Below are 17,819 nucleotides of genomic sequence, written 5' to 3'. Positions count from 1 at the left end.
CGTCTTCGAGGCCGCCAACGGCAACGGGGACAGGGTCGTGCCGGTATCGACCGCCGACTACTACGCGAGCGCCGAGGGCCCCGTCGCCCCGCGCCCGGTCCACTCCGCGCTCGACCTGTCCAAGCTCGAGGCTGCCGGCTTCCACATGCCCGACTGGGAGGAAGAGCTGGGGGAGTACATCAAGACGCTCTAGCCGCTATTAACTTTTCGAGAGTAAAAGCCGCCGTTCTTTAACGGCGGCTTTTCTTGTTGGTGGCTATCTGCGCAGTGGTGCCAATAGTATTTTGCGGAAGATCTACCTCTCGCTTGGCATGGAAGTAGGGTGGCCGGGCTGGTCGTCGTAGGCGTATTTGCTGTACACGTTGACCTCCCACTGCTTTTTTTCGACCTTTGCTACAGAATCTAGGATGAAGCCGGTCGCAAGGCTCAGGCCGCACAGGAACATAAACGAGGCGGCGAGCATAGCGGTGGGGAAGCGCGGGACGAGGCCGGTCTGGAAATATTCGACAACGATGGGCATGCCCAGGGCGAGGCCGAATACCGCGAACAGAAGCGCAACGAGGCTGAAGAACTTCAGCGGGCGGTAGTCCTTGAACAGCGTGCCGATCATCGCAACGACTTTAATGCCGTCGCTCACGGTGTTGAGTTTGGACTCGGAACCCTCGGGACGGTCGCGGTACTCGATGGGCACATCTTTGATGCGCCAGCGGTGGTCGACGGCGTGGATCGAGAGCTCGGTTTCGATCTGAAAGCCCTCGGAAAGCACTGGGAAGGTTTTAACGAACGGGCGGCTCATGGCGCGGTAGCCTGTCATGACGTCATCGAAGCTGTAGCCATAGATCCACTTGATCATGGCGCGGACCAGATTATTGCCAAAGCCGTGGAAGGCACGCTTGTTCTCCTCGGCGTAGGTGCCGTTGGAAAGGCGATCGCCTACGGTCATGTCGGCCGTGCCGTTAAGGATGGGCTCGCAGAGGGCCTTGGCCGCCTCGGCGGGGTAGGTGTCGTCTCCGTCGACCATCAGGTAGCAATCGGCGTCGATATCGCGAAACATCTGGCGGCACACGTTGCCCTTTCCCTGACGGGGCTCAAAGCGGACTGTGGCGCCGTGCTCGGTGGCAATGCGTGAGGTATCGTCCGACGAGTTGTTGTCATAGACATAGACCGTCGCCTGCGGAAGCTCGCGGTGAAAGTCGTCGATGACTTTGCCGATCGTGAGCGCTTCGTTGTAGCAAGGGATGATGACGGCGATGGATTCAGAATTCACTTAATGCTCCTTATACATTCAATCCTAGAAAGTATAGCCGTTTGGGCCTGGCATCCTAAGATGTGGGTTAGTTCTCCAGTTTTGTTGCGCGAATCGTTTGCATGGCCGTCGGGTCTATACTGTTCGTTTGTCAACGATTACGAGTAAAGGAGTTGCATCCGTGTCGGATCAGACAAAGCAACAAGAAACTCGCAGTCTGCCTGCGACGTTTGCTAAGAACGAATTTGAGAAGGACGCGTTTATCCTTCGTCAGCTGGTTACCAAGGATTTTAAGATCAAGTATCGCCGTAGCGTTCTGGGCGTCGCATGGTCGGTGCTCAACCCGCTGCTGATGATGATCGTCATGGCCATCGTGTTCTCGACGATTTTTGGCCAGGGCCGCAATGGCTCAATGACGCCCGAGATGTACCCGCTGTACTTGATCGTGGGTAACATCACCTTTGCCGTCATGTCTGAGTCTACTAACCAGGCCCTGACGTCGATCGTGGGCGCTGCCCCTCTGCTCAAGAAGGTTAAGGTGCACCGCTGGGTTTTCCCGGTGCAGAAGGTGCTCTTCTCGCTGGTCAACTTTGCCTTCTCGCTGGTCGCCGTCGCCATCGTCATGCTGTGGTTCCGCGTTATGCCTTCTTGGCACCTGATTCTGTTGCCGGTTTGCCTGCTGCTGCTTATGTGCTTCTGCATGGGCCTGGGCATGATGCTCTCTGCCCTTACGGTCTTCTTCCGCGACGTTATGCATCTGTGGAGCGTCGTCATTACGGCGTGGACTTACATTACGCCCATCTTCTGGACGACTGACTATATTGCGCAAATGCCGCATCTCGTGCGTATCTTGATGTATGCGAACCCCATGTTCAACTACCTGCAGTTTATGCGCGATATCTTCCTGTTCCAGACTACGCCCTCGCTTATGACGTTTGGTATGTGCGTCGCTTGGGCGGTTCTTGCGCTTATTATTGGCTATACCGTGTTCCATAAGTCCGAGCGCAAATTTATCCTCTACATCTAAGGAGTGCTGTGATGACTGAATCTGTTGTTGATTACAGCGAGCAGCCTCTGGCTGTCGAGGTCGACGACGTCACCATGATCTTTAACATGGCGTCCGAGTCGCTGACCAACCTCAAGGAGTACTTCATTAAGCTTGCCAAGCACGAGCTGTTCTTTGAGGAGTTTAGGGCGCTTAAGCACATCTCGTTTGATATTCATCGCGGCGAGGTTGTGGGTCTGGTCGGCACCAATGGCTCCGGCAAGTCTACGATGCTCAAGATTATCGCTGGCGTTCTTGAGCCTAGCGAGGGCAGCGTTAAGGTGCACGGTAACATCGCGCCGCTGATTGAGCTTGGCGCCGGCTTTGACCCCGAGCTGACCGCCCGCGAGAACATCTATCTGAACGGCGCCCTGCTCGGCTATACCAAGGAGTTCATCGACGCCAACTTTGACGGCATTATCGAGTTCGCTGAGCTGCAGAACTTTGTCGATATGCCGCTTAAGAACTTCTCTTCGGGCATGGTGGCGCGTATCGCCTTTGCAATCGCGACGATTACCGAGCCCGATATTCTGATCGTTGACGAGACGCTGTCCGTCGGTGATGTGTTCTTCCAGCAAAAGTGTGAGGCCCGCATCCAGCACTTTATCCAGAGCGGCGACGTGACGGTTCTGTTCGTTTCGCACTCTATGGAGCAGGTTGAGCGCATCTGCCAGCGTGCCGTTTGGATTGAGAAGGGTGACCTTCGCATGGACGGCCCGGTCGATGAGGTCTGCAAGGCGTACCGCGAGCAGTTCAACTAGGTTATAATTACTTGCGCCTGACAGGCTTGTGCTTGCTTGGGCGTGCGGTTATTTGCTCCATTAGCTCAGTTGGATAGAGCAGGGGACTTCTAATCCCAAGGTCGACGGTTCGAATCCGCCATGGAGCACCATCGTTTATTAAGCCCGGACCGCTAGGTGGTCTGGGCTTTTTCATTTTGTGTGCTGCGGTTTTGACGGGTTCGCCATGGGAAGCAAAAGGCTCGACTGGATCGATATTGCAAAAGGGATTGCAATTATTCTGGTCATTGTGGGGCACACCGTCCCAAATCCCTCTCCCTTGAGGCACGCGATCTTCTCGTTTCACATGCCGGTGTTCTTTATTCTTGCCGGGTATACGTTTAGGCCGAAGCCGTGGCGCGAGCTGCTGAGTGGTTCGGTGTCGCGCCTGCTGGTGCCGTATGTGGTTCTTGCACTGGCGTGGCAGGTGTCGACGTTCTTGATGAGCGGCGCTCCGTTGACGAGCGGTACGCTGGTTGCGGGGCTTAACACGCTTGTGTTTGCCTCGGGCGTTGATGTGCCTGGGCTTGGCGTTACCGCCGTTGGCATGGCATGGTTTCTGGCGGCGCTGTTTATGTCGCGCCTGCTGTTTAATGCGCTCACGCGGCTGTTTGATCGCCGCGGGATTGGGGTCGTTTGGCAGGGGTTGTCTGTGCCGCGATTGCCTTTTGCGGTTTGAGCGTGTCTCGCTATTTTGGTGTTTACCTGCCGCTCGATTTGGATTTGAGCTGCTACATCGTCTTGCTGATGTGGATTGGTTATACGTCGCGCCAAAGGGGACTGGAGCCGAGCGCTAGCAAGCCTCTGCTGTTAATTGGAGCCGGTGTTGCTTGGCTTTTCCTTGCCGCGCTGAGCGGGCTTGAGCTTTCGAGCCGCCGCGTGGATGGGTTTGTGGTTGCGACAGTTGCCGCTCTTGCCGGCAGCTACTGCGTGTGCTGGGTTTCCATGGCGCTGGAGAAGCTGAAAGACGTGCCGGTTTTGGGGGCTTTTGAGCGAGGACTCGTGTTTTGCGGACAGGCCAGTCTGGCGATCTTTGCGATCCATGCAGTCGATTGGTTTATTCCTTGGCAGACCATGCCTCTGCTTATGACGCTGCCAGCATCGTGGTTCTTCGCGTCATTCGTACGCTGCGGATGCGATATTGGATTGGCGTACGTGATCAAGAAGGCGTAATAACAGCGGGGAGGACCAACTTGGCCCTCCCCGCTGTTGTTTATTCAGTAGTGTTGCGGTCTTACTTTTCGAGATACTCTTTCAACAGCTCTAGCGCATGTGCGTAGCCCTGCAGGCCCTCGCCGGTGATGGTGGCGAAGCAGGCCAGGCGGGCGTAGCTCACCTGGCGGAAGTCCTCGCGCGTCTCGACGGCACTGATGTGGACCTCCACAGCCGGGATGGCGACAGCCTTGAGGGCATCGAGGATCGCCACGCTCGTATGCGTATAAGCGGCCGGGTTGATGACGATGCCGTCGACCTTGCCGTAGGCCTCCTGGATCTTGTCGACGATGCTGCCCTCGTGGTTAGACTGGAAGACCTCGACCTCGTCGAAGTCCTGTGCGGCGCCTGCCTCCTGGCAGATCTGCACTAAGCGGTCGTAGTTGTCGCTGCCATAGATGCCCGGCTCGCGAATGCCGAGCATGTTGAGGTTGGGGCCGTTGATAACGAGTGCTTTCATGGTTGCTTCCTTTGCGATTGCAAAACCACCACAAAGGTGCCTGTCCCCTTTGTGGTGGTTTTGGTTAGAGAGCGGGTGGGAGGGTATCGAGGAGGGCTTGGGCGGTGTTGGCGGCACAGTCACGCGAGTCGATGATGTGGTCGGCCCAGGCGCAGTAGCGCGGCATGCGCTGCTCGGCGAGCTTGTCGATGCCATCGCGGGCGGTGATGGGGCGGCCCTTGTGGGCGAGTTCGTCGAGCTTGCGATTGAGCATCACGATCTGGCTGTTTTGGTGCAGCAGCGGGTAGTTCTCGTCGCGTGTGACCACGCCGCCGCCGGTGGAGAGCACCAAGCCGCTGCGCTTGGAGATGTCGGACAGAGCCACCGTCTCCTGCTCGCGGAAGGCCGCCTCGCCGCGCTCGACGATAAAGTCGGCGCAGGGCATGCCCAGGCGCTCCTCGAGGGCGCGATCGAGATCGATGTGCTCGCGTCCCGTGAGCTGGGCGATCTGCTCGCCCACTCGGGTTTTGCCCGAGCCCGGCATGCCAATCAGGGCGATGTTTTGCTCGCGGCGGGACAGACGCTCCGTCACATCCAGGATGCGCTCGCGCGGGGTGTCTTGGCCGGTGTAGCGCTCAACAGCCTGTGCCGCCTGTGCCACAAGCATAAGCAGGCCACCGATGCAGGGGATCCCGCGGCGCTCGGCCTCGAGCATGAGTCCCGTGCGAGCGGGGTTGTAGACAATGTCGATAACGCCTTCGAGCGCATCGAGCCCTTCGAGCGTGCAAGGCGCGTCGGGGCAGTGGGGGAACATGCCGGCAGGCGTGCAGTTGACGAGCAGGGCATCGTCGGACTGCTGCGCGATGTTGTCGTAGTTAACCTCGCTCGTGCGACCCACGGGCACAACGATGGCGCCCAGGTCTTCCAGCACCATACTTGCCGTGGTACCGGCGCCGCCAGTGGCGCCGAGTACGAGAGCCTTCTTGCCGGCAACCTCAACCCCCAGCTCCTCGACCAAGCACTGAAAACCGAAGTAGTCGGTGTTGTCGCCGCGCAGGCGACCGTCAGGTAGGCGTGTGATGGTGTTGACGTTGCCCATGCGCTCGGCCAGCGGACTCAGCTCGTCCAGGTACTCCATGACGGCGCGCTTGTAAGGGATAGTCACGTTGGTGCCCTCCCATTCGTCGCTGGTCATAAAGGCCTGGAGGTCCTCGGGCTCGCGCTCAAAACGCACGTACTCAAGCCCCGCGAGCTCCTTGTAGATGGTCGGGGTGTAGCTGTGGCCCAGCACGCGGCCCAGTACGCCGTAGGGGCGGGTTGCGGCGGTATCGGTCATCTAGAGCACCTCCGTGTAGCTGCCAAAGTAGGTGAAACTCTCGCACACGTCGTCGATCGAGTCGAGCAGGTCGTCGAGGGCCTTGCTGCCAAAGGGGCAGTCCAGGTCAAAGTAGAACATAAACTCAAAGTCGCGGCCGGGGATGGGGCGGCTCTCGAGCTTGATGAGGTTGATATTGAGCGCGTAGAAGCGCTCGAGTACGCGATAGAGCGCGCCCGGCTCGTTGGCCGTGGTGATCATGAGCGAGGTGCGGTTGGCGCCGGGGTAGACGCGCGGCTCGCGGCTGATGACGACAAAGCGCGTGTAGTTGTTGTCCGAGTCCTGGATGTTGGATTCCAGCACCTCCAGACCATACAGCGCGGCACAGCTGCGCGAGGCGATAGCAGCGACATCGGTGCGCTCGGAGTTGGCGACCATCTCCGCCGACATGGCGGTATTGGGGTACTTGGTGGCGTGCAGGCCGTGGGCCTCGATAAAGCCGGCGCACTGGGCAATGGCTTGGCCGTGGCTGTAGACCTCGCGCACGTCAGCGAGCTTGGTGCCGGGTTTGACGAGCAGGTTGTGATCGATCTTGAGGCGCAGCGAGCGCACGATGTGGAAATCGAACTGGGCGAGCAGGTCGTAGACGGCGTTGACCGAGCCGGCGGTGGAGTTCTCGATGGGCAGCACGCCAAACTCGCAGAAGCCGTCGCGCACAGCGCGCATGACGCCCTCGAAGGTCTCGAAAAACGCGATATCGGGCACGTCGAAGAGTTTGCACGCGGCGATCTGGCTATAGGCACCTTCCACGCCCTGGCAGGCAACGGTGGCCGTTTGAGGGAAGGGCGTGTCATAGGCTGCGGCCGTGGCGTGGGCCTTTTGCGACACCGTGATGCCCTTGAGCTCGTTGATGTAGCGCTGCTGCTCGGCCTTGCTCATGCTCATGAGGAGACGGAACAGGGCGATGGTCTGCGCCTCGTAGCGCTCGGGCGCACGGCTGGCGAGGTTGTTTAGCTTGGAACGCTCGCGGGCGGGGTCGAAGACGGCCTTGCCCATCTCGATTTTTGACTTGGCGACCTCGGTGGCAATGTCCATGCGCTCGACAAAGCTATTGAGCAGGGTGGTGTCGATGTCATCGATGGCCTGGCGAATGTCAGCAAGGTCCATAGGGACCCCTTTCACGTGTCGGTGATTTTTCTGGGACGGGGATTAAAAAATCATTGTGTACCTAATGATTTTTTAATCCCCGTCCCAGAAAAATCACTGGGTGGGCGTGGGGGCCGGAGTTGGCCCCCAGAGATTTTTAGCGCTGGGCGGCGTCCTCTAGGAGGACGTCCCAAATCGCGAGGGCAGCTGCTGCTTCAGCTACGGGGACGGCACGCGGGACGATGCAGGGATCGTGACGGCCGTGGACCGAGAGCTCGGCATTTTCCATGGCGTCCATGTCCACGGTCTGCTGCTCGCGGCCAATCGAGGGCGTCGGCTTTACGGCCATGCGCCACATGACGGGCGCGCCGGTGGAGATGCCGCCCAGAATGCCGCCGGCGTTATTGGACTCGACCTCGATTTCGCCGGTCTCGGCATCAACGCGGTACGGATCGTTGTTCTCGCTGCCGCGCATGGCGGCCACGGCAAAGCCCATGCCAAACTCCACGCCCTTTACGGCGGGAATGCCAAACGCGATTTGCGCGATGCGGTTCTCGATGCCGTCGAACATGGGGTCGCCGATGCCCGTGGGAAGCCCGTAAATGCCGCACTCCACGATGCCGCCGATGCTGTCGAGCTCGTCGCGCGCGGCAAGAATCTCCTCGCGCATGCGGCCGGCTGCGGCGGCGTCAATGCACGGCAGATCGTTCGTAAGGATCGCCTTGCGGTCGGCCTCGCGATAGACCATATCGTCCATGGGCAGGTCGGAGATGCCGCCGATCTGCGCGACGTGCGCCATGACCTGAATGCCGCGGGCCTCGAGTGCCTGCAGCGCAATGCCGCCGGCGATGCATAAGGGGGCCGTTAGGCGGCCGGAAAAATGCCCGCCACCAGCGACATCGTGCATGTTGTGGTACTTCACGCGCGCAGGGAAGTCCGCATGTCCGGGACGGGGCTTGCGGCGCAGCTCGGAGTAATCCTTGGAGCGCGTGTTGGTGTTCTCGATAATCGCGGCGATGGGCGCGCCGGTGGTATGTCCATCGACCACACCGGCGATGATATGCGCGGCGTCGGCCTCGCGGCGTTTGGTCGCGGTCTCGTTGCGACCGGGGGCGCGACGGTCGAGGAAGGCCTGCAGCTGCTCCTGGTCCACGGCGATGCCCGCCGGGATGCCATCGAGCGAGCAGCCGATGGCGGGGGAGTGCGACTGTCCGAAGATGCTTAAGTGCAAGACGTTGCCAAAGGTCGAGGACATGCTATTCCTCCTCGAGCGTGACCTTACCGCCCAGCAGGCGGTAGTGGTCGAAGAAATCGGGATAGGACTTGTTGACGGCCTCGGCGCCGTGGATCACGACCTCGCCGGTGGCACGGCTCGCAGCGATGGCGGCCATCATGGCGATGCGGTGGTCGTTGTGCGAATCGACCTCGCCGCCGGTGAAGGCATCGACACCCTTGATGATGAGGTCGTCGCCGGCAATACGCACCTGCGCGCCCAGCGCGGTGAGCTCGCGGGTGGTGGTGACCAGGCGGTCGGATTCCTTGATGCGCAGACGGGCGCAATCGCGGATAAAGGTGCGACCCTGCGCCAGCGATGCTACGGCAGAGATGACGGGCACCAGGTCGGGAATGTCGTGGGCGCTCATCTCGAAGCCGGCGAGCTTGTCGGACTGCACGGTGGCGGCGTTAGTGGAGCGCACGATGCGAGCACCAAAGCGCGAAAGCGCGGCGAGCACGTTGCGGTCGCCCTGCGCGGAGCTCAGCGATACGCCTTCCACGGTGATGGGGTCGGAGCCGATGGCGCCGGCGCACAGCCAAAAGGCCGCATTGGACCAATCGCCCTCGACGGCCACGCTGCCGGGCGTGCGGTACGAGCCGCTGTTTACGCGGAAGTTCGTGACCTCGGGCTTGCCATTCTTGGCGGGGATACGCTCGACGTTGACCTCGACGCCGAAGGCCTTCATGGCCTGGATCGTGAGGTTGATGTAGGGGCGGCTTTCGATGAGCCCGGTCACCTGCACGCAGGAGGGCTGGGACAGCAGCGGGGCCGCCAGCAGCAGGCCCGAGATGTACTGCGAGCTCACATTGCCCGGCAGCACAAAGGTGCCCGGGCGCATGCGGCCGCTCGTCTTGAGCGGAAAGCCGCCCAGACCCTGCAGGTCGCAGCCGGCGGCGATGATCTCGTCCGAGAGCGGGGAGAGCGGGCGGGCGCCCAGACGGCCCTGGCCCACAAATGTGGCCTCTGCTCCCAGCGCGCAGGCGACGGGCAGCATAAAGCGGAGCGTGGAGCCGCTCTCTCCACAGTCGAGCGTGCCGCCGGCAAGGGCCTTGAGCAGGCCAAATTCAACGCTTTTCATGGTTGGATGAACCTGGAATCCGTCCTCGACGGTCTCGATGCGGGCGCCCAGGGCCGTAAGGCAACGCACCGTGGCCTCGATGTCGGCGCAGGTAGTGTTGCAGGCAACGTGCGTCTCGCCGTTGGCAAGCGCGGCGCAGATGATCAGGCGATGCGCCATCGACTTGGACGCGATGGCGGGAACGGTGCCCTTGAGCGGGGACGGGGTGATGCGGGCTAGCATGCGGATGCGTCTCCCTTCTGGCCGAGGCCTTCGGCAATGAGTTCGTGGAAAGTGGAAAGCGGCGTGCGGTCGATGCTGCAGCGGCCAATGCCGTGCGGAATCACCAGGTCGATGGTGTCGCCCGCGCGCTTCTTGTCGTGGAGCGCCTCGGCAAAGACGGCATCGACATCGAGGTCGCAGCGGGTCTTGAGGCCATGGCGGGCGCAGAGCTCCTCAATACGACCGGGCAGTGCGGCATCGCAGACGCCGTGCAGGGCCGCGGCGCGCGTGATGATGCCCATGCCGATCGACACGCAGTTGCCGTGTCCGAGCTCAAAGTGCTCGCAGGCCTCGACGGCGTGTCCGGCGCTGTGTCCAAAGTTGAGGAGCTTGCGCTGGTTGGTTTCGCGCTCGTCGGCGACGACCACGGCGCGCTTGATGTCGATATTGCGGGCGATGATGAGTGCTACGCGGGCCACATCGCGGTTGAGCAGCTCCAGCGTGAGCGGGGTCTTCTCCAGTTCGACGAAAAGCTCCGGATCGGCAATCACGGCGTGCTTGACGACCTCGCCGCAGCCGTCGGCGAACTGCTCGGGCGTGAGGGTGGCCAGGCACCCCACGTCGGCGATAACCACGCTCGGCTGCCAAAAGGCGCCGGCCAAGTTCTTGCCGGCAGCCAGGTCGATGGCCGTCTTGCCGCCCACCGACGAATCCACCATGGCGAGCAGACTCGTGGGGATCTGCACAAACTTGCAGCCGCGCATGTAGGTGGCGGCCACAAAGCCCGCCACGTCGCCTACGACGCCGCCGCCGAGTGCCACGATCACGTCGGAGCGCGAAAGCTCGTGCTCGGCCACAAACTCCAAAATGGCAACATAGGTCTCGGCGCGCTTATGGGCCTCGCCGGCCTCGAAGGTGCAGATGCTCACCTCGTAGCCTGACGCCTCCAGGCTCTGCTTAACGGGCATCTGGTAGAGCGGGCCCACGTTGGTGTCCGTCACGATGACGGCCTTGGCGCCGCCGGCAGTGGCGCGCACGAGCGGCCCCGACTGCTCCAGCAAAAACGTGCCAACATGCACCTGGTAGGGGCGTGCGGTGTCGATATCGATGGTAATCGCCATAAGCTATGGTCCTTTCGACCTGGCGTGATAGGTGGTCTAGTGGGAGGCCTCGTCGTCGAGCGCGCGCTTGATGCGGTCGCCCTCGGCAAGGAGATTCTCCAGATAGCGCTGGTCGCGGTCCTTAAGGGCGCGGCTGTAGGCGTCGAGCGATTCGATAAGATGGTCGATCTCGAAGGCGAGCGCATCGGCGTCGTCGATCATAAGCTCGGACCACATCTGAGGATTGAGGTGCGCCACGCGGGTGAGATCGCGGTAGCTTCCGGCCGAAAAGCCGTGGTGGACCTGGGCGGTGGGGCTCTTGACGTAGGCGTTGGATACCACGTGCGCAAGCTGGCTCGTGAAGGCGATGACGCGGTCGTGTTCGGCGGCGCTGGTCACGCTGAACTTGCCAAAGCCCAAGGGGCGCACCATCTCGCGCACCTGGCCCAAAAGCTCCAGCTTGAGCACATCGTCCACCGCGGGTGGCACGAGCACGAGCGGGGCGCCCTGGAACAGGTCGGCGCGGGAGTGCGCGTAGCCCGAGAACTGGGTGCCCGCCATGGGGTGCGCGCCCACAAAGTAAAAGCCGTGCTCGCGGGCAAGCTCAAAGGCGCGCTCGCACACGATGCCCTTGACGCCCACCGTGTCGATCACCACGGGGCCCATGATGACCTCGGTATCGGTGGCGTCGGCGAGTGCCTGGGCATGCTCCTCGAGCCACTCGATGCAGGCCTCGGGGTAGCAAGCCAGGACGATGATGTCGCATTCGCCGAGTGTCTTGTCGTTGAGCTCTCCGGCGACAGTGCCCATGCTGGCGGCTGTCATGACATCGTCATCGGGGTCCCAGGCCAGCACGCGGACGCCCGCCTGCGCATAGCCGCGGGCAAAACTACCGCCGATGAGGCCCAGGCCCACGATGCCGGCGCACTTGGGGCCGCCCTGGTTAACGCGCGCGTTTCTCACCGTACCCATGGGCTACTCCATGGTCTCTTGGCAGACAACCTCGCGGATGGCTCGGATGCGGCGCATGGTGTCGTCGAACTGATCGGGGGTGAGGGCCTGGGCGCCGTCGGACCAGGCGCGGCTCGGCTCGTCGTGGACCTCGATCTCCAGGCCGTTGGCACCGCAGGCGGTCGCGGCGAGCGCCATGGGCTCGACGTAGCGGGTGTAGCCGGTGGCGTGGCTGGGGTCGGCGACGACGGGCAGGTGCGACAGGTGGTGCAGCACCGGCACGGCGTTAAGGTCGAAGGTGTTGCGGGTGCGGGTCTCGAAGGTGCGGATACCGCGCTCGCACAGGATGACGTTGTCGTTGCCCTCGCTCATGATGTACTCGGCTGCCATAAGCAGCTCGTCGATCGTGCCGGACATGCCGCGCTTGAGTAGAATCGGGGTCTGGGTCTTGCCGACCTCCTTGAGCAGGGGGAAGTTCTGGGCGTTGCGGGCGCCGATCTGCATGACGTCAATCTTCTTGTCCAAGAAGACCTGCACGTCGCGTGGATCCATGATCTCGGTGACGATCGGCATGTCGAGCTCGGCAGACGCCTCGCACAGCAGGTCGAGGCCGGCGGGGCCCATGCCCTGGTAGGCGTAGGGGGAGGTGCGGGGCTTGTAGGCGCCACCGCGCAGCATCGTGGCGCCGGCGGCCTTCACGCGGCGTGCGATGCGGATGAGGTTCTCGCCCTCGACGGAGCAGGGGCCGGCGATGACTTGGAACTGGTCGCCGCCGATCTTGACGCCGTGGCCGCAGTCGATGACGGAGTCCTCGGGGTGGAACTTGCGGTTGGCGCGCTTGAACGGCTCGGAGACGCGCTGCACGCGCTCGACGACATCCATGGACTCGAGCAGGAACGGGTCGATCTTGGTCGTATCGCCCACCAGGCCGATGATCGTCTCGTTCTCGCCGCGCGAGACATCGGTCTTCAGACCCTTTTTCTCAATCCAGCTGACGATATGGCTTACGGCCTCGTCGCTGGCGCTCTGCTTTAAAATTGCAATCATGGTGTGCCTCTCACCTCGATGGATAACTTTTGCAAAAACGGCCCGCATCGCGAGCCGTGTATATATGGTGCATGAGAGTTTATACTATCTGACTCGCTTTTGCCTTCTAAAGTGGGCCGTTGCGCCGCGTCTTCCTCGGAATTGCAAAGCTTTTTCTTTTATTTTGATAGCCCGTGGTGCACTTGGGTATAATGCCAAACGTTGGCCCTATTAGCTCAGGGGATTAGAGCGTCTGCCTCCGGAGCAGAAGGCCGTTGGTTCGAATCCAACATGGGGCACCATCGAACGTAAGACCGTCCGAACCTCGCATGGTCCGGGCGGTTTTTCTTATACCGACGCGACGTGATGGGACGTGGTATGGCAGCAACGGATATCGAGCGCGGACTCTCGACCGCCGAGGTCGAGGAGCGCATCGCCGCCGGTAAGATCAACCGCATGGAGCTCAAGACCAAGTCGGTCAAAGAGCTCATCATCGAGAACCTCTGCACGCTGTTCAATTTGATCAACGTGATCTTGGCGTTCCTGGTCATTTTGACCGGTTCGTTTAAGAACCTGACGTTCCTGTTTGTGGTGTTCCTCAATACCGCTATTGGCGTCATCCAGTCCATGCGGTCCAAGAAGATGGTCGATAAGCTCACGCTGCTGACCTCTAAGAAGGCCATCGCGGTGCGCGACGGTGCCGAGGTGGAGCTCGACTTGGACCAGATCGTGCTCGACGACATCATCCGCCTGGGGCGCGGCGACCAGATTCCCGCTGACGCCGTGGTGGTTTCCGGCGAGGCGCTCGTGAACGAGAGCCTGCTGACGGGCGAGAGCGACCTTATTAAGAAGCAGCCCGGCTCCGAGCTCATGAGCGGCAGTTTTATCGACTCGGGCCTGCTGCGCGCCCGCGTGATCCATGTCGGCGCCGACAACTACGTGGCCAAAATTAATAACGAGGCCAAGTACGTCAAAAAGGTCAATTCCGAGATCATGAACGCGCTTAACGCCATCGTGCGTTTTGCGAGCATCATCATGATCCCGCTCGGTTTGGCGTTGTTTGCCTCGAGTGTGAGCGAACTGTGGGATGCCGCGGGAACCCCGGGCGATAGCGCGCTTTCGTGGTGCTTCTCCGAGCTGTTGGCTGGTCATGTGCCTTCGTCGGCGCTGCTGTCCACGGTGGGCGCCCTGCTGGGCATGATCCCGCAAGGCCTGGTGCTGCTGACCTCGTCGGTGCTCGCCATCGCCACGGTGCGTCTGGCTCGCCGCAAGGTGCTGGCACAGCAGCTCTACTGCATCGAGACGCTCGCTCGCGTTGACGTGCTGTGCCTGGACAAGACGGGCACCATCACGTCGGGCCGCATGGAGGTCGAGGGCACGTATCCGCTGCCGGTTGAGGGCGTGAGCCTAGGCGCCGGCTCGGACGAGGCGGCCGTTCCCGTCGATACCACGGTACTCGATTTTGCGCTGGCTAACGTCGCGCGTGCGACTTCGGCCGATGCCAACGAGACCTGCCAGGCGCTGCTCAACTATTACGCCGATCGCCCGGTCGAGGTGTCTGAGCCGCTGTCGGTCATTCCATTCTCGTCGTCTAAAAAATGGAGTGGCGCTTCGTTTGCGCAGGGCTCCTATGTGATGGGTGCGGCGCAGTTTGTGCTCTCTGATCGTGTTTTTGCCCAGGTCGAGAACCGTGTTGCCGAGCTTGCCGATACCTGCCGCGTGCTCGTGGTGGCGCGCGTGGACGGCTTTACACCCGATGGCGATATGGTGGGCGAGGCCGAGCCCGTGGGCTTTGTGACCATCCGCGACGAGATTCGTACCTCGGCGGCCGAGACTATTGGCTACTTTAACGAGCAGGGTGTGACCCTCAACGTGATCAGTGGCGACGACCCGCGTACGGTGTCGTCGATCGCGCGCGTGGTGGGCGTGCCGGGGGCGGACGCTTATGTGGACGCCACGACGCTCGATACGCCGGCCAAGCTCGATGCCGCAGTGGACCGCTACCATGTCTTTGGTCGTGTGACCCCGCAGCAGAAGCGCGAGCTCGTGCAGGCGCTCAAGCGCCGCGAGCACACCGTGGCCATGACGGGTGACGGCGTCAACGACGTGCTGGCGCTCAAGGAGGCCGACTGCTCCGTAGCCATGGCGGCCGGCTCCGATGCCGCGCGTAACGTAGCCGAAATCGTACTCGTCGACAACGACTTTGCCTCGATGCCCGCCGTGGTGGCCGAGGGCCGTCGCTCCATCAACAACCTGCAGCGTTCGGCCTCGCTGTTCCTGACCAAGACTCTGTTCTCGATGGGCCTGGCGGCGCTGTGCATCGCGCTGCCGCCGTACCCCTTCGAGCCCATCCAGATGACGCTCATTAACTTCTTCTGCATCGGCGCGCCGGGCTTTGTGTTGGGCCTGGAGCCCAACAATGCTCGCGTGAAGGGTGCGTTTTTGACCAACGTACTCAAGCGTGCACTGCCGGCGTCGATTGCGGTCATTTTGGCTGCGGCGCTCGATATCTTTGTGGCGCGCGTGTTTGGCTTTAGCCAGCTCACGCTGTCTACGATGTGCTTGCTTACGTCGTGCGCGGCGAGCGTCAGCCTGATCTGGCGCATCTCGCAGCCTCTCACGCCCTTACGTGTGGTGCTCTTTGTGTTTGTCGTCGCCGACATCTTGGTGGGCGTTATCGGATTCCCGGAGCTGCTGTCTATTGCCAACCTGTCGATGGGCCAGATGGTTATCTTGGCTGTCATCGTGGTCTTTACCTGCTCGGTGTTCTTTAAGCTCGCCACGATGATGGATTCGCTCAAGCCGCGTCGTCGTCATGCCGCAACTGGTTTTGGCCGTGGTGTGCGCGTCCACCTGGGTCGCGGTGGCGGCAAGGTGAGCTCGACGGGTTCGACGGCCGAGCGTTTTGCCAAGCGCGTCGCCGCCGACATGGCGCAGCGCCGCGAAGATCGCACCGCTCGCGAGGCCGAGGCCCGTGCACTCGAGGGCGTGGCCCAGGCCCAGCCCAAGAAAAAGAAGAATACCGGAGCCAGGCGCTCTCGCGTGACCAAGTCCGCCCAAGGCATCAAAGTCTCGATGCCAAGCAAAAAGAAGAAGTAGCTAGCGCCCTGCCGATGTTGAATTGGTGCCTTGTTCCTGTGGGGCCGTGGCGATGTTATGCTCTAACCTCGATTGTTTGAATTGCTTCGAAAAGAGGATGCCGTGATCTGCCCGCATTGCCTTAAGACTATCGAGGACGGCGCCTCGTTCTGCCCCTACTGCAACGCCTATGTGGGTCCGGGCGATGGCCCCGAGCACACCGAGTTCGTGTTCTGTGAGGGCTGCGGTGCCCGTCTTTCTCCGCATGATCGTACGTGCCCCAAATGTGGACGCCCCGCTCCGGGTATCCTCTCCGAGGACGCGGCCGCATCCGACCTGGCAGCGGGCCGCACGGCGGGCTTTCCGCGCCTAACACAAGAGCAGATCGATACCGAGGTGCCGCATGCGCCGGCCTCTGCCGCTGCGGTGCTTTCGGACGCCGCTGACCCCAATGAGACCTGCGTGCTGCCGGCTTTCGATAAGGATTTCGGTATTCCCAAGGTCGATATTCCCACGCCGGTTTCCCTGCATGACGATGCTCAAAAACCCAAGCGCAAGGTACATCCCGACGAGGACGCCTATCACAAGCACAAGCGTCATATCCCCAAGCCGCTCATTATCATCGCGGTCCTTGCCGTCGTTTGTGGCGGTGCCTATTGGTTCGTGACGGCCGATCCCATGGGTGTCATGCCTGGCTTCTATGACCAGTTTGGTCAGGCCGCGCAGACGACCTTCCCCACGCGTCAAAAGGGCGAGGCGACTGAGGACGATACCAAGCAGGACGATTCTGCCGAGGTGGTCCAGGAAGAAACCGTGCTGACCGATGATCAGCTCTATACCAGGCTCGACGGTCTGTATCAGACCATCGTGTCCTACGGTGACGAGGACCAGATCGGCGAGGTCATCGATTCCTTTAACAACGGCTATCTCCGATCGCCGCTGTCCACCCGTCAGGAGCTGTCGCAGAGTGCCTACGCCCTGCGCGACCAGATCAAAAAGACGCAAGATGAGCTCAACAACCTTAAGTATCAGGACGATACGGTCTATGCGGATGACATCGCCCACTTAAAGCAGCTTGCCGAGTGGATGTTCGAGCGTGTCGACGTGATCTGTCAGAGCTGGGACATCTCGCTGGCCATTCCCGATGGCGAGTCGATGAGTTCCCACCAAAGCGAGATCCTGGCGCCCATCGCGCAGGGCGGCAACAGCGCGCTGAACCAGTACGACGCCAACGTGGGCTCCTGGAAGCCGCAGCAGCGTTCCTAAAATTAGTTCGCCATAGTCGGCATAACCTACGTGCGCAATTGATGTAAGCGCATGCTTATTGCTACAATTCGTACAAATATGCTTTAAACGCACGAGGAAGGAACCACATGTTTGGTTTTAAGAAAGAGCTCTACACGCCCGAGTATCAGCTTGCCGGCGACGAGTGCGCCGTTATCGAGACGTCGAAGGGTACCATCAAGGTCAAGTTTGACGGCGAGGGCGCTCCCATTCATGTCGCGAACTTCTGCGAGCTTTCCACGATGGGTTTCTATGATGGCCTTAAGTTCCATCGCTATGTGCCCGGCTTTGTCATTCAGGGTGGCGACCCCAATACCCGCGATATGTCCGGCGCCGACGTCGCTGCCGGTCTTGAGGGCCCCGACGGCATGCCCGGTACCGGTGGCCCCGGCTACTGCATCAAGGGCGAGTTTGCCACCAATCCGCGCAACAGCCATGTCGATGGTGCCCTTGCCATGGCACGCTCCATGGATCCCGATTCCGCGGGTTCGCAGTTCTACTTCTGCCTGGGTGCCCAGCATAACCTCGATTCCGGTTACACCGTCTTTGGTACCACGGTCGAGGGTCTCGATGTGATTTCGCAGCTGCGTGCCGGCGACGAGATCGTCCATGTCGAGATCGTTCACGAGTAAAGGGGACTTCC

General features: G+C 61.2%; 16 protein-coding genes, 2 tRNA genes and 1 pseudogene. 10 read left to right on the top strand and 9 right to left on the bottom strand.

The window, feature by feature from the left end; all coding sequences use genetic code 11:
- A pseudogene (locus AAAX75_RS04730) lies at positions 1-193 on the top strand (dTDP-4-dehydrorhamnose reductase); the annotation flags it as partial.
- A gap of 102 nt (positions 194-295) precedes the next feature.
- Here the strand turns inward: AAAX75_RS04730 and AAAX75_RS04725 are convergent.
- A complete protein-coding gene (locus tag AAAX75_RS04725; RefSeq protein ID WP_052044190.1) occupies positions 296-1,267 on the bottom strand; it encodes a glycosyltransferase family 2 protein in 972 nt (323 codons plus the stop codon).
- A gap of 160 nt (positions 1,268-1,427) precedes the next feature.
- Here AAAX75_RS04725 and AAAX75_RS04720 point away from each other — a divergent pair, with 160 nt between their 5' ends.
- The 5 genes from AAAX75_RS04720 to AAAX75_RS04700 all read left to right on the top strand — a co-directional run bounded on the left by AAAX75_RS04720 (position 1,428) and on the right by AAAX75_RS04700 (position 4,243).
- Positions 1,428-2,273 (top strand): ABC transporter permease, encoded by an 846-nt coding sequence (locus AAAX75_RS04720; RefSeq protein WP_022094778.1) that lies wholly within the window; start codon positions 1,428-1,430, stop codon positions 2,271-2,273.
- 11 nt (positions 2,274-2,284) lie between these two features.
- On the top strand, positions 2,285-3,052 hold the full coding sequence (locus AAAX75_RS04715) for an ABC transporter ATP-binding protein (RefSeq protein ID WP_006236046.1): 768 nt from the start codon (positions 2,285-2,287) through the stop codon (positions 3,050-3,052).
- A gap of 54 nt (positions 3,053-3,106) precedes the next feature.
- A tRNA-Arg gene (locus AAAX75_RS04710) sits at positions 3,107-3,183 on the top strand.
- A gap of 74 nt (positions 3,184-3,257) precedes the next feature.
- A complete protein-coding gene (locus AAAX75_RS04705) occupies positions 3,258-3,749 on the top strand; it encodes an acyltransferase family protein (RefSeq protein WP_349091260.1) in 492 nt (163 codons plus the stop codon).
- 2 nt (positions 3,750-3,751) lie between these two features.
- Positions 3,752-4,243, top strand: a complete 492-nt coding sequence (locus tag AAAX75_RS04700) for a hypothetical protein (RefSeq protein ID WP_349091259.1) — start codon at positions 3,752-3,754, stop codon at positions 4,241-4,243.
- Positions 4,244-4,304: 61 nt separating this feature from the next.
- On the opposite strand, the gene aroQ is transcribed toward AAAX75_RS04700, so the two are convergent.
- The 8 genes from aroQ to aroF form a co-directional block, all read right to left on the bottom strand.
- Positions 4,305-4,742: a type II 3-dehydroquinate dehydratase gene (aroQ, locus tag AAAX75_RS04695; protein WP_349091258.1), complete on the bottom strand. Its 438-nt coding sequence runs from the start codon at positions 4,740-4,742 to the stop codon at positions 4,305-4,307.
- A gap of 64 nt (positions 4,743-4,806) precedes the next feature.
- Positions 4,807-6,057, bottom strand: coding sequence for a shikimate kinase (locus AAAX75_RS04690; RefSeq protein ID WP_349091257.1), 1,251 nt, complete (start codon positions 6,055-6,057; stop codon positions 4,807-4,809).
- Positions 6,058-7,203, bottom strand: a complete 1,146-nt coding sequence (gene pheA / locus AAAX75_RS04685) for a prephenate dehydratase (protein WP_349091256.1) — start codon at positions 7,201-7,203, stop codon at positions 6,058-6,060.
- Positions 7,204-7,339: 136 nt separating this feature from the next.
- Positions 7,340-8,437 (bottom strand): chorismate synthase, encoded by a 1,098-nt coding sequence (aroC, locus tag AAAX75_RS04680; protein ID WP_349091255.1) that lies wholly within the window; start codon positions 8,435-8,437, stop codon positions 7,340-7,342.
- Position 8,438: 1 nt separating this feature from the next.
- A complete protein-coding gene (gene aroA, locus AAAX75_RS04675; protein ID WP_349091254.1) occupies positions 8,439-9,758 on the bottom strand; it encodes a 3-phosphoshikimate 1-carboxyvinyltransferase in 1,320 nt (439 codons plus the stop codon).
- Positions 9,752-10,858, bottom strand: coding sequence for a 3-dehydroquinate synthase (aroB, locus tag AAAX75_RS04670; RefSeq protein WP_349091253.1), 1,107 nt, complete (start codon positions 10,856-10,858; stop codon positions 9,752-9,754). Before aroB ends, aroA begins: the two co-directional genes overlap by 7 nt.
- Before the next feature lie 36 nt (positions 10,859-10,894).
- Entirely contained in the window at positions 10,895-11,809 is a 915-nt protein-coding gene (locus AAAX75_RS04665) for a prephenate dehydrogenase/arogenate dehydrogenase family protein (RefSeq protein ID WP_349091252.1), read from the bottom strand.
- 3 nt (positions 11,810-11,812) lie between these two features.
- Complete coding sequence (gene aroF, locus AAAX75_RS04660; protein ID WP_022094767.1) at positions 11,813-12,835, bottom strand: 3-deoxy-7-phosphoheptulonate synthase; 1,023 nt, start codon at positions 12,833-12,835, stop codon at positions 11,813-11,815.
- Between the two features lie 204 nt (positions 12,836-13,039).
- On the opposite strand from aroF, the gene AAAX75_RS04655 reads away from it, so the two are divergent.
- The 4 genes from AAAX75_RS04655 to AAAX75_RS04640 all read left to right on the top strand — a co-directional run bounded on the left by AAAX75_RS04655 (position 13,040) and on the right by AAAX75_RS04640 (position 17,808).
- A tRNA-Arg gene (locus tag AAAX75_RS04655) sits at positions 13,040-13,116 on the top strand.
- A 76-nt stretch (positions 13,117-13,192) separates the two neighbouring features.
- Positions 13,193-15,913: an HAD-IC family P-type ATPase gene (locus AAAX75_RS04650; RefSeq protein WP_349091251.1), complete on the top strand. Its 2,721-nt coding sequence runs from the start codon at positions 13,193-13,195 to the stop codon at positions 15,911-15,913.
- A 102-nt stretch (positions 15,914-16,015) separates the two neighbouring features.
- Entirely contained in the window at positions 16,016-17,158 is a 1,143-nt protein-coding gene (locus AAAX75_RS04645; protein ID WP_349091250.1) for a zinc ribbon domain-containing protein, read from the top strand.
- A gap of 107 nt (positions 17,159-17,265) precedes the next feature.
- Positions 17,266-17,808, top strand: coding sequence for a peptidylprolyl isomerase (locus tag AAAX75_RS04640; RefSeq protein ID WP_006236059.1), 543 nt, complete (start codon positions 17,266-17,268; stop codon positions 17,806-17,808).
- Positions 17,809-17,819 lie beyond the last annotated feature (11 nt).

It is taken from the genome of Collinsella sp. CLA-ER-H7 (assembly GCF_040092345.1).
Taxonomy (GTDB): domain Bacteria; phylum Actinomycetota; class Coriobacteriia; order Coriobacteriales; family Coriobacteriaceae; genus Collinsella.
Note: the sequence above shows the minus strand (reverse complement) of the source record. Positions and strands in the feature narration are given on the sequence as shown.

What these genes read in the sequence shown, in the direction of transcription:
- aroA (WP_349091254.1), bottom strand. Translation starts at nt 9,758, where the DNA reads ATGCTAGCCCGCATCACCCCGTCCCCGCTCAAGGGCACCGTTCCCGCC.
- aroQ (WP_349091258.1), bottom strand. Translation starts at nt 4,742, where the DNA reads ATGAAAGCACTCGTTATCAACGGCCCCAACCTCAACATGCTCGGCATT.
- AAAX75_RS04705 (WP_349091260.1), top strand. Translation starts at nt 3,258, where the DNA reads ATGGGAAGCAAAAGGCTCGACTGGATCGATATTGCAAAAGGGATTGCA.
- aroB (WP_349091253.1), bottom strand. Translation starts at nt 10,858, where the DNA reads ATGGCGATTACCATCGATATCGACACCGCACGCCCCTACCAGGTGCAT.
- AAAX75_RS04690 (WP_349091257.1), bottom strand. Translation starts at nt 6,057, where the DNA reads ATGACCGATACCGCCGCAACCCGCCCCTACGGCGTACTGGGCCGCGTG.
- aroF (WP_022094767.1), bottom strand. Translation starts at nt 12,835, where the DNA reads ATGATTGCAATTTTAAAGCAGAGCGCCAGCGACGAGGCCGTAAGCCAT.
- AAAX75_RS04715 (WP_006236046.1), top strand. Translation starts at nt 2,285, where the DNA reads ATGACTGAATCTGTTGTTGATTACAGCGAGCAGCCTCTGGCTGTCGAG.
- pheA (WP_349091256.1), bottom strand. Translation starts at nt 7,203, where the DNA reads ATGGACCTTGCTGACATTCGCCAGGCCATCGATGACATCGACACCACC.
- AAAX75_RS04665 (WP_349091252.1), bottom strand. Translation starts at nt 11,809, where the DNA reads ATGGGTACGGTGAGAAACGCGCGCGTTAACCAGGGCGGCCCCAAGTGC.
- aroC (WP_349091255.1), bottom strand. Translation starts at nt 8,437, where the DNA reads ATGTCCTCGACCTTTGGCAACGTCTTGCACTTAAGCATCTTCGGACAG.
- AAAX75_RS04640 (WP_006236059.1), top strand. Translation starts at nt 17,266, where the DNA reads ATGTTTGGTTTTAAGAAAGAGCTCTACACGCCCGAGTATCAGCTTGCC.
- AAAX75_RS04650 (WP_349091251.1), top strand. Translation starts at nt 13,193, where the DNA reads ATGGCAGCAACGGATATCGAGCGCGGACTCTCGACCGCCGAGGTCGAG.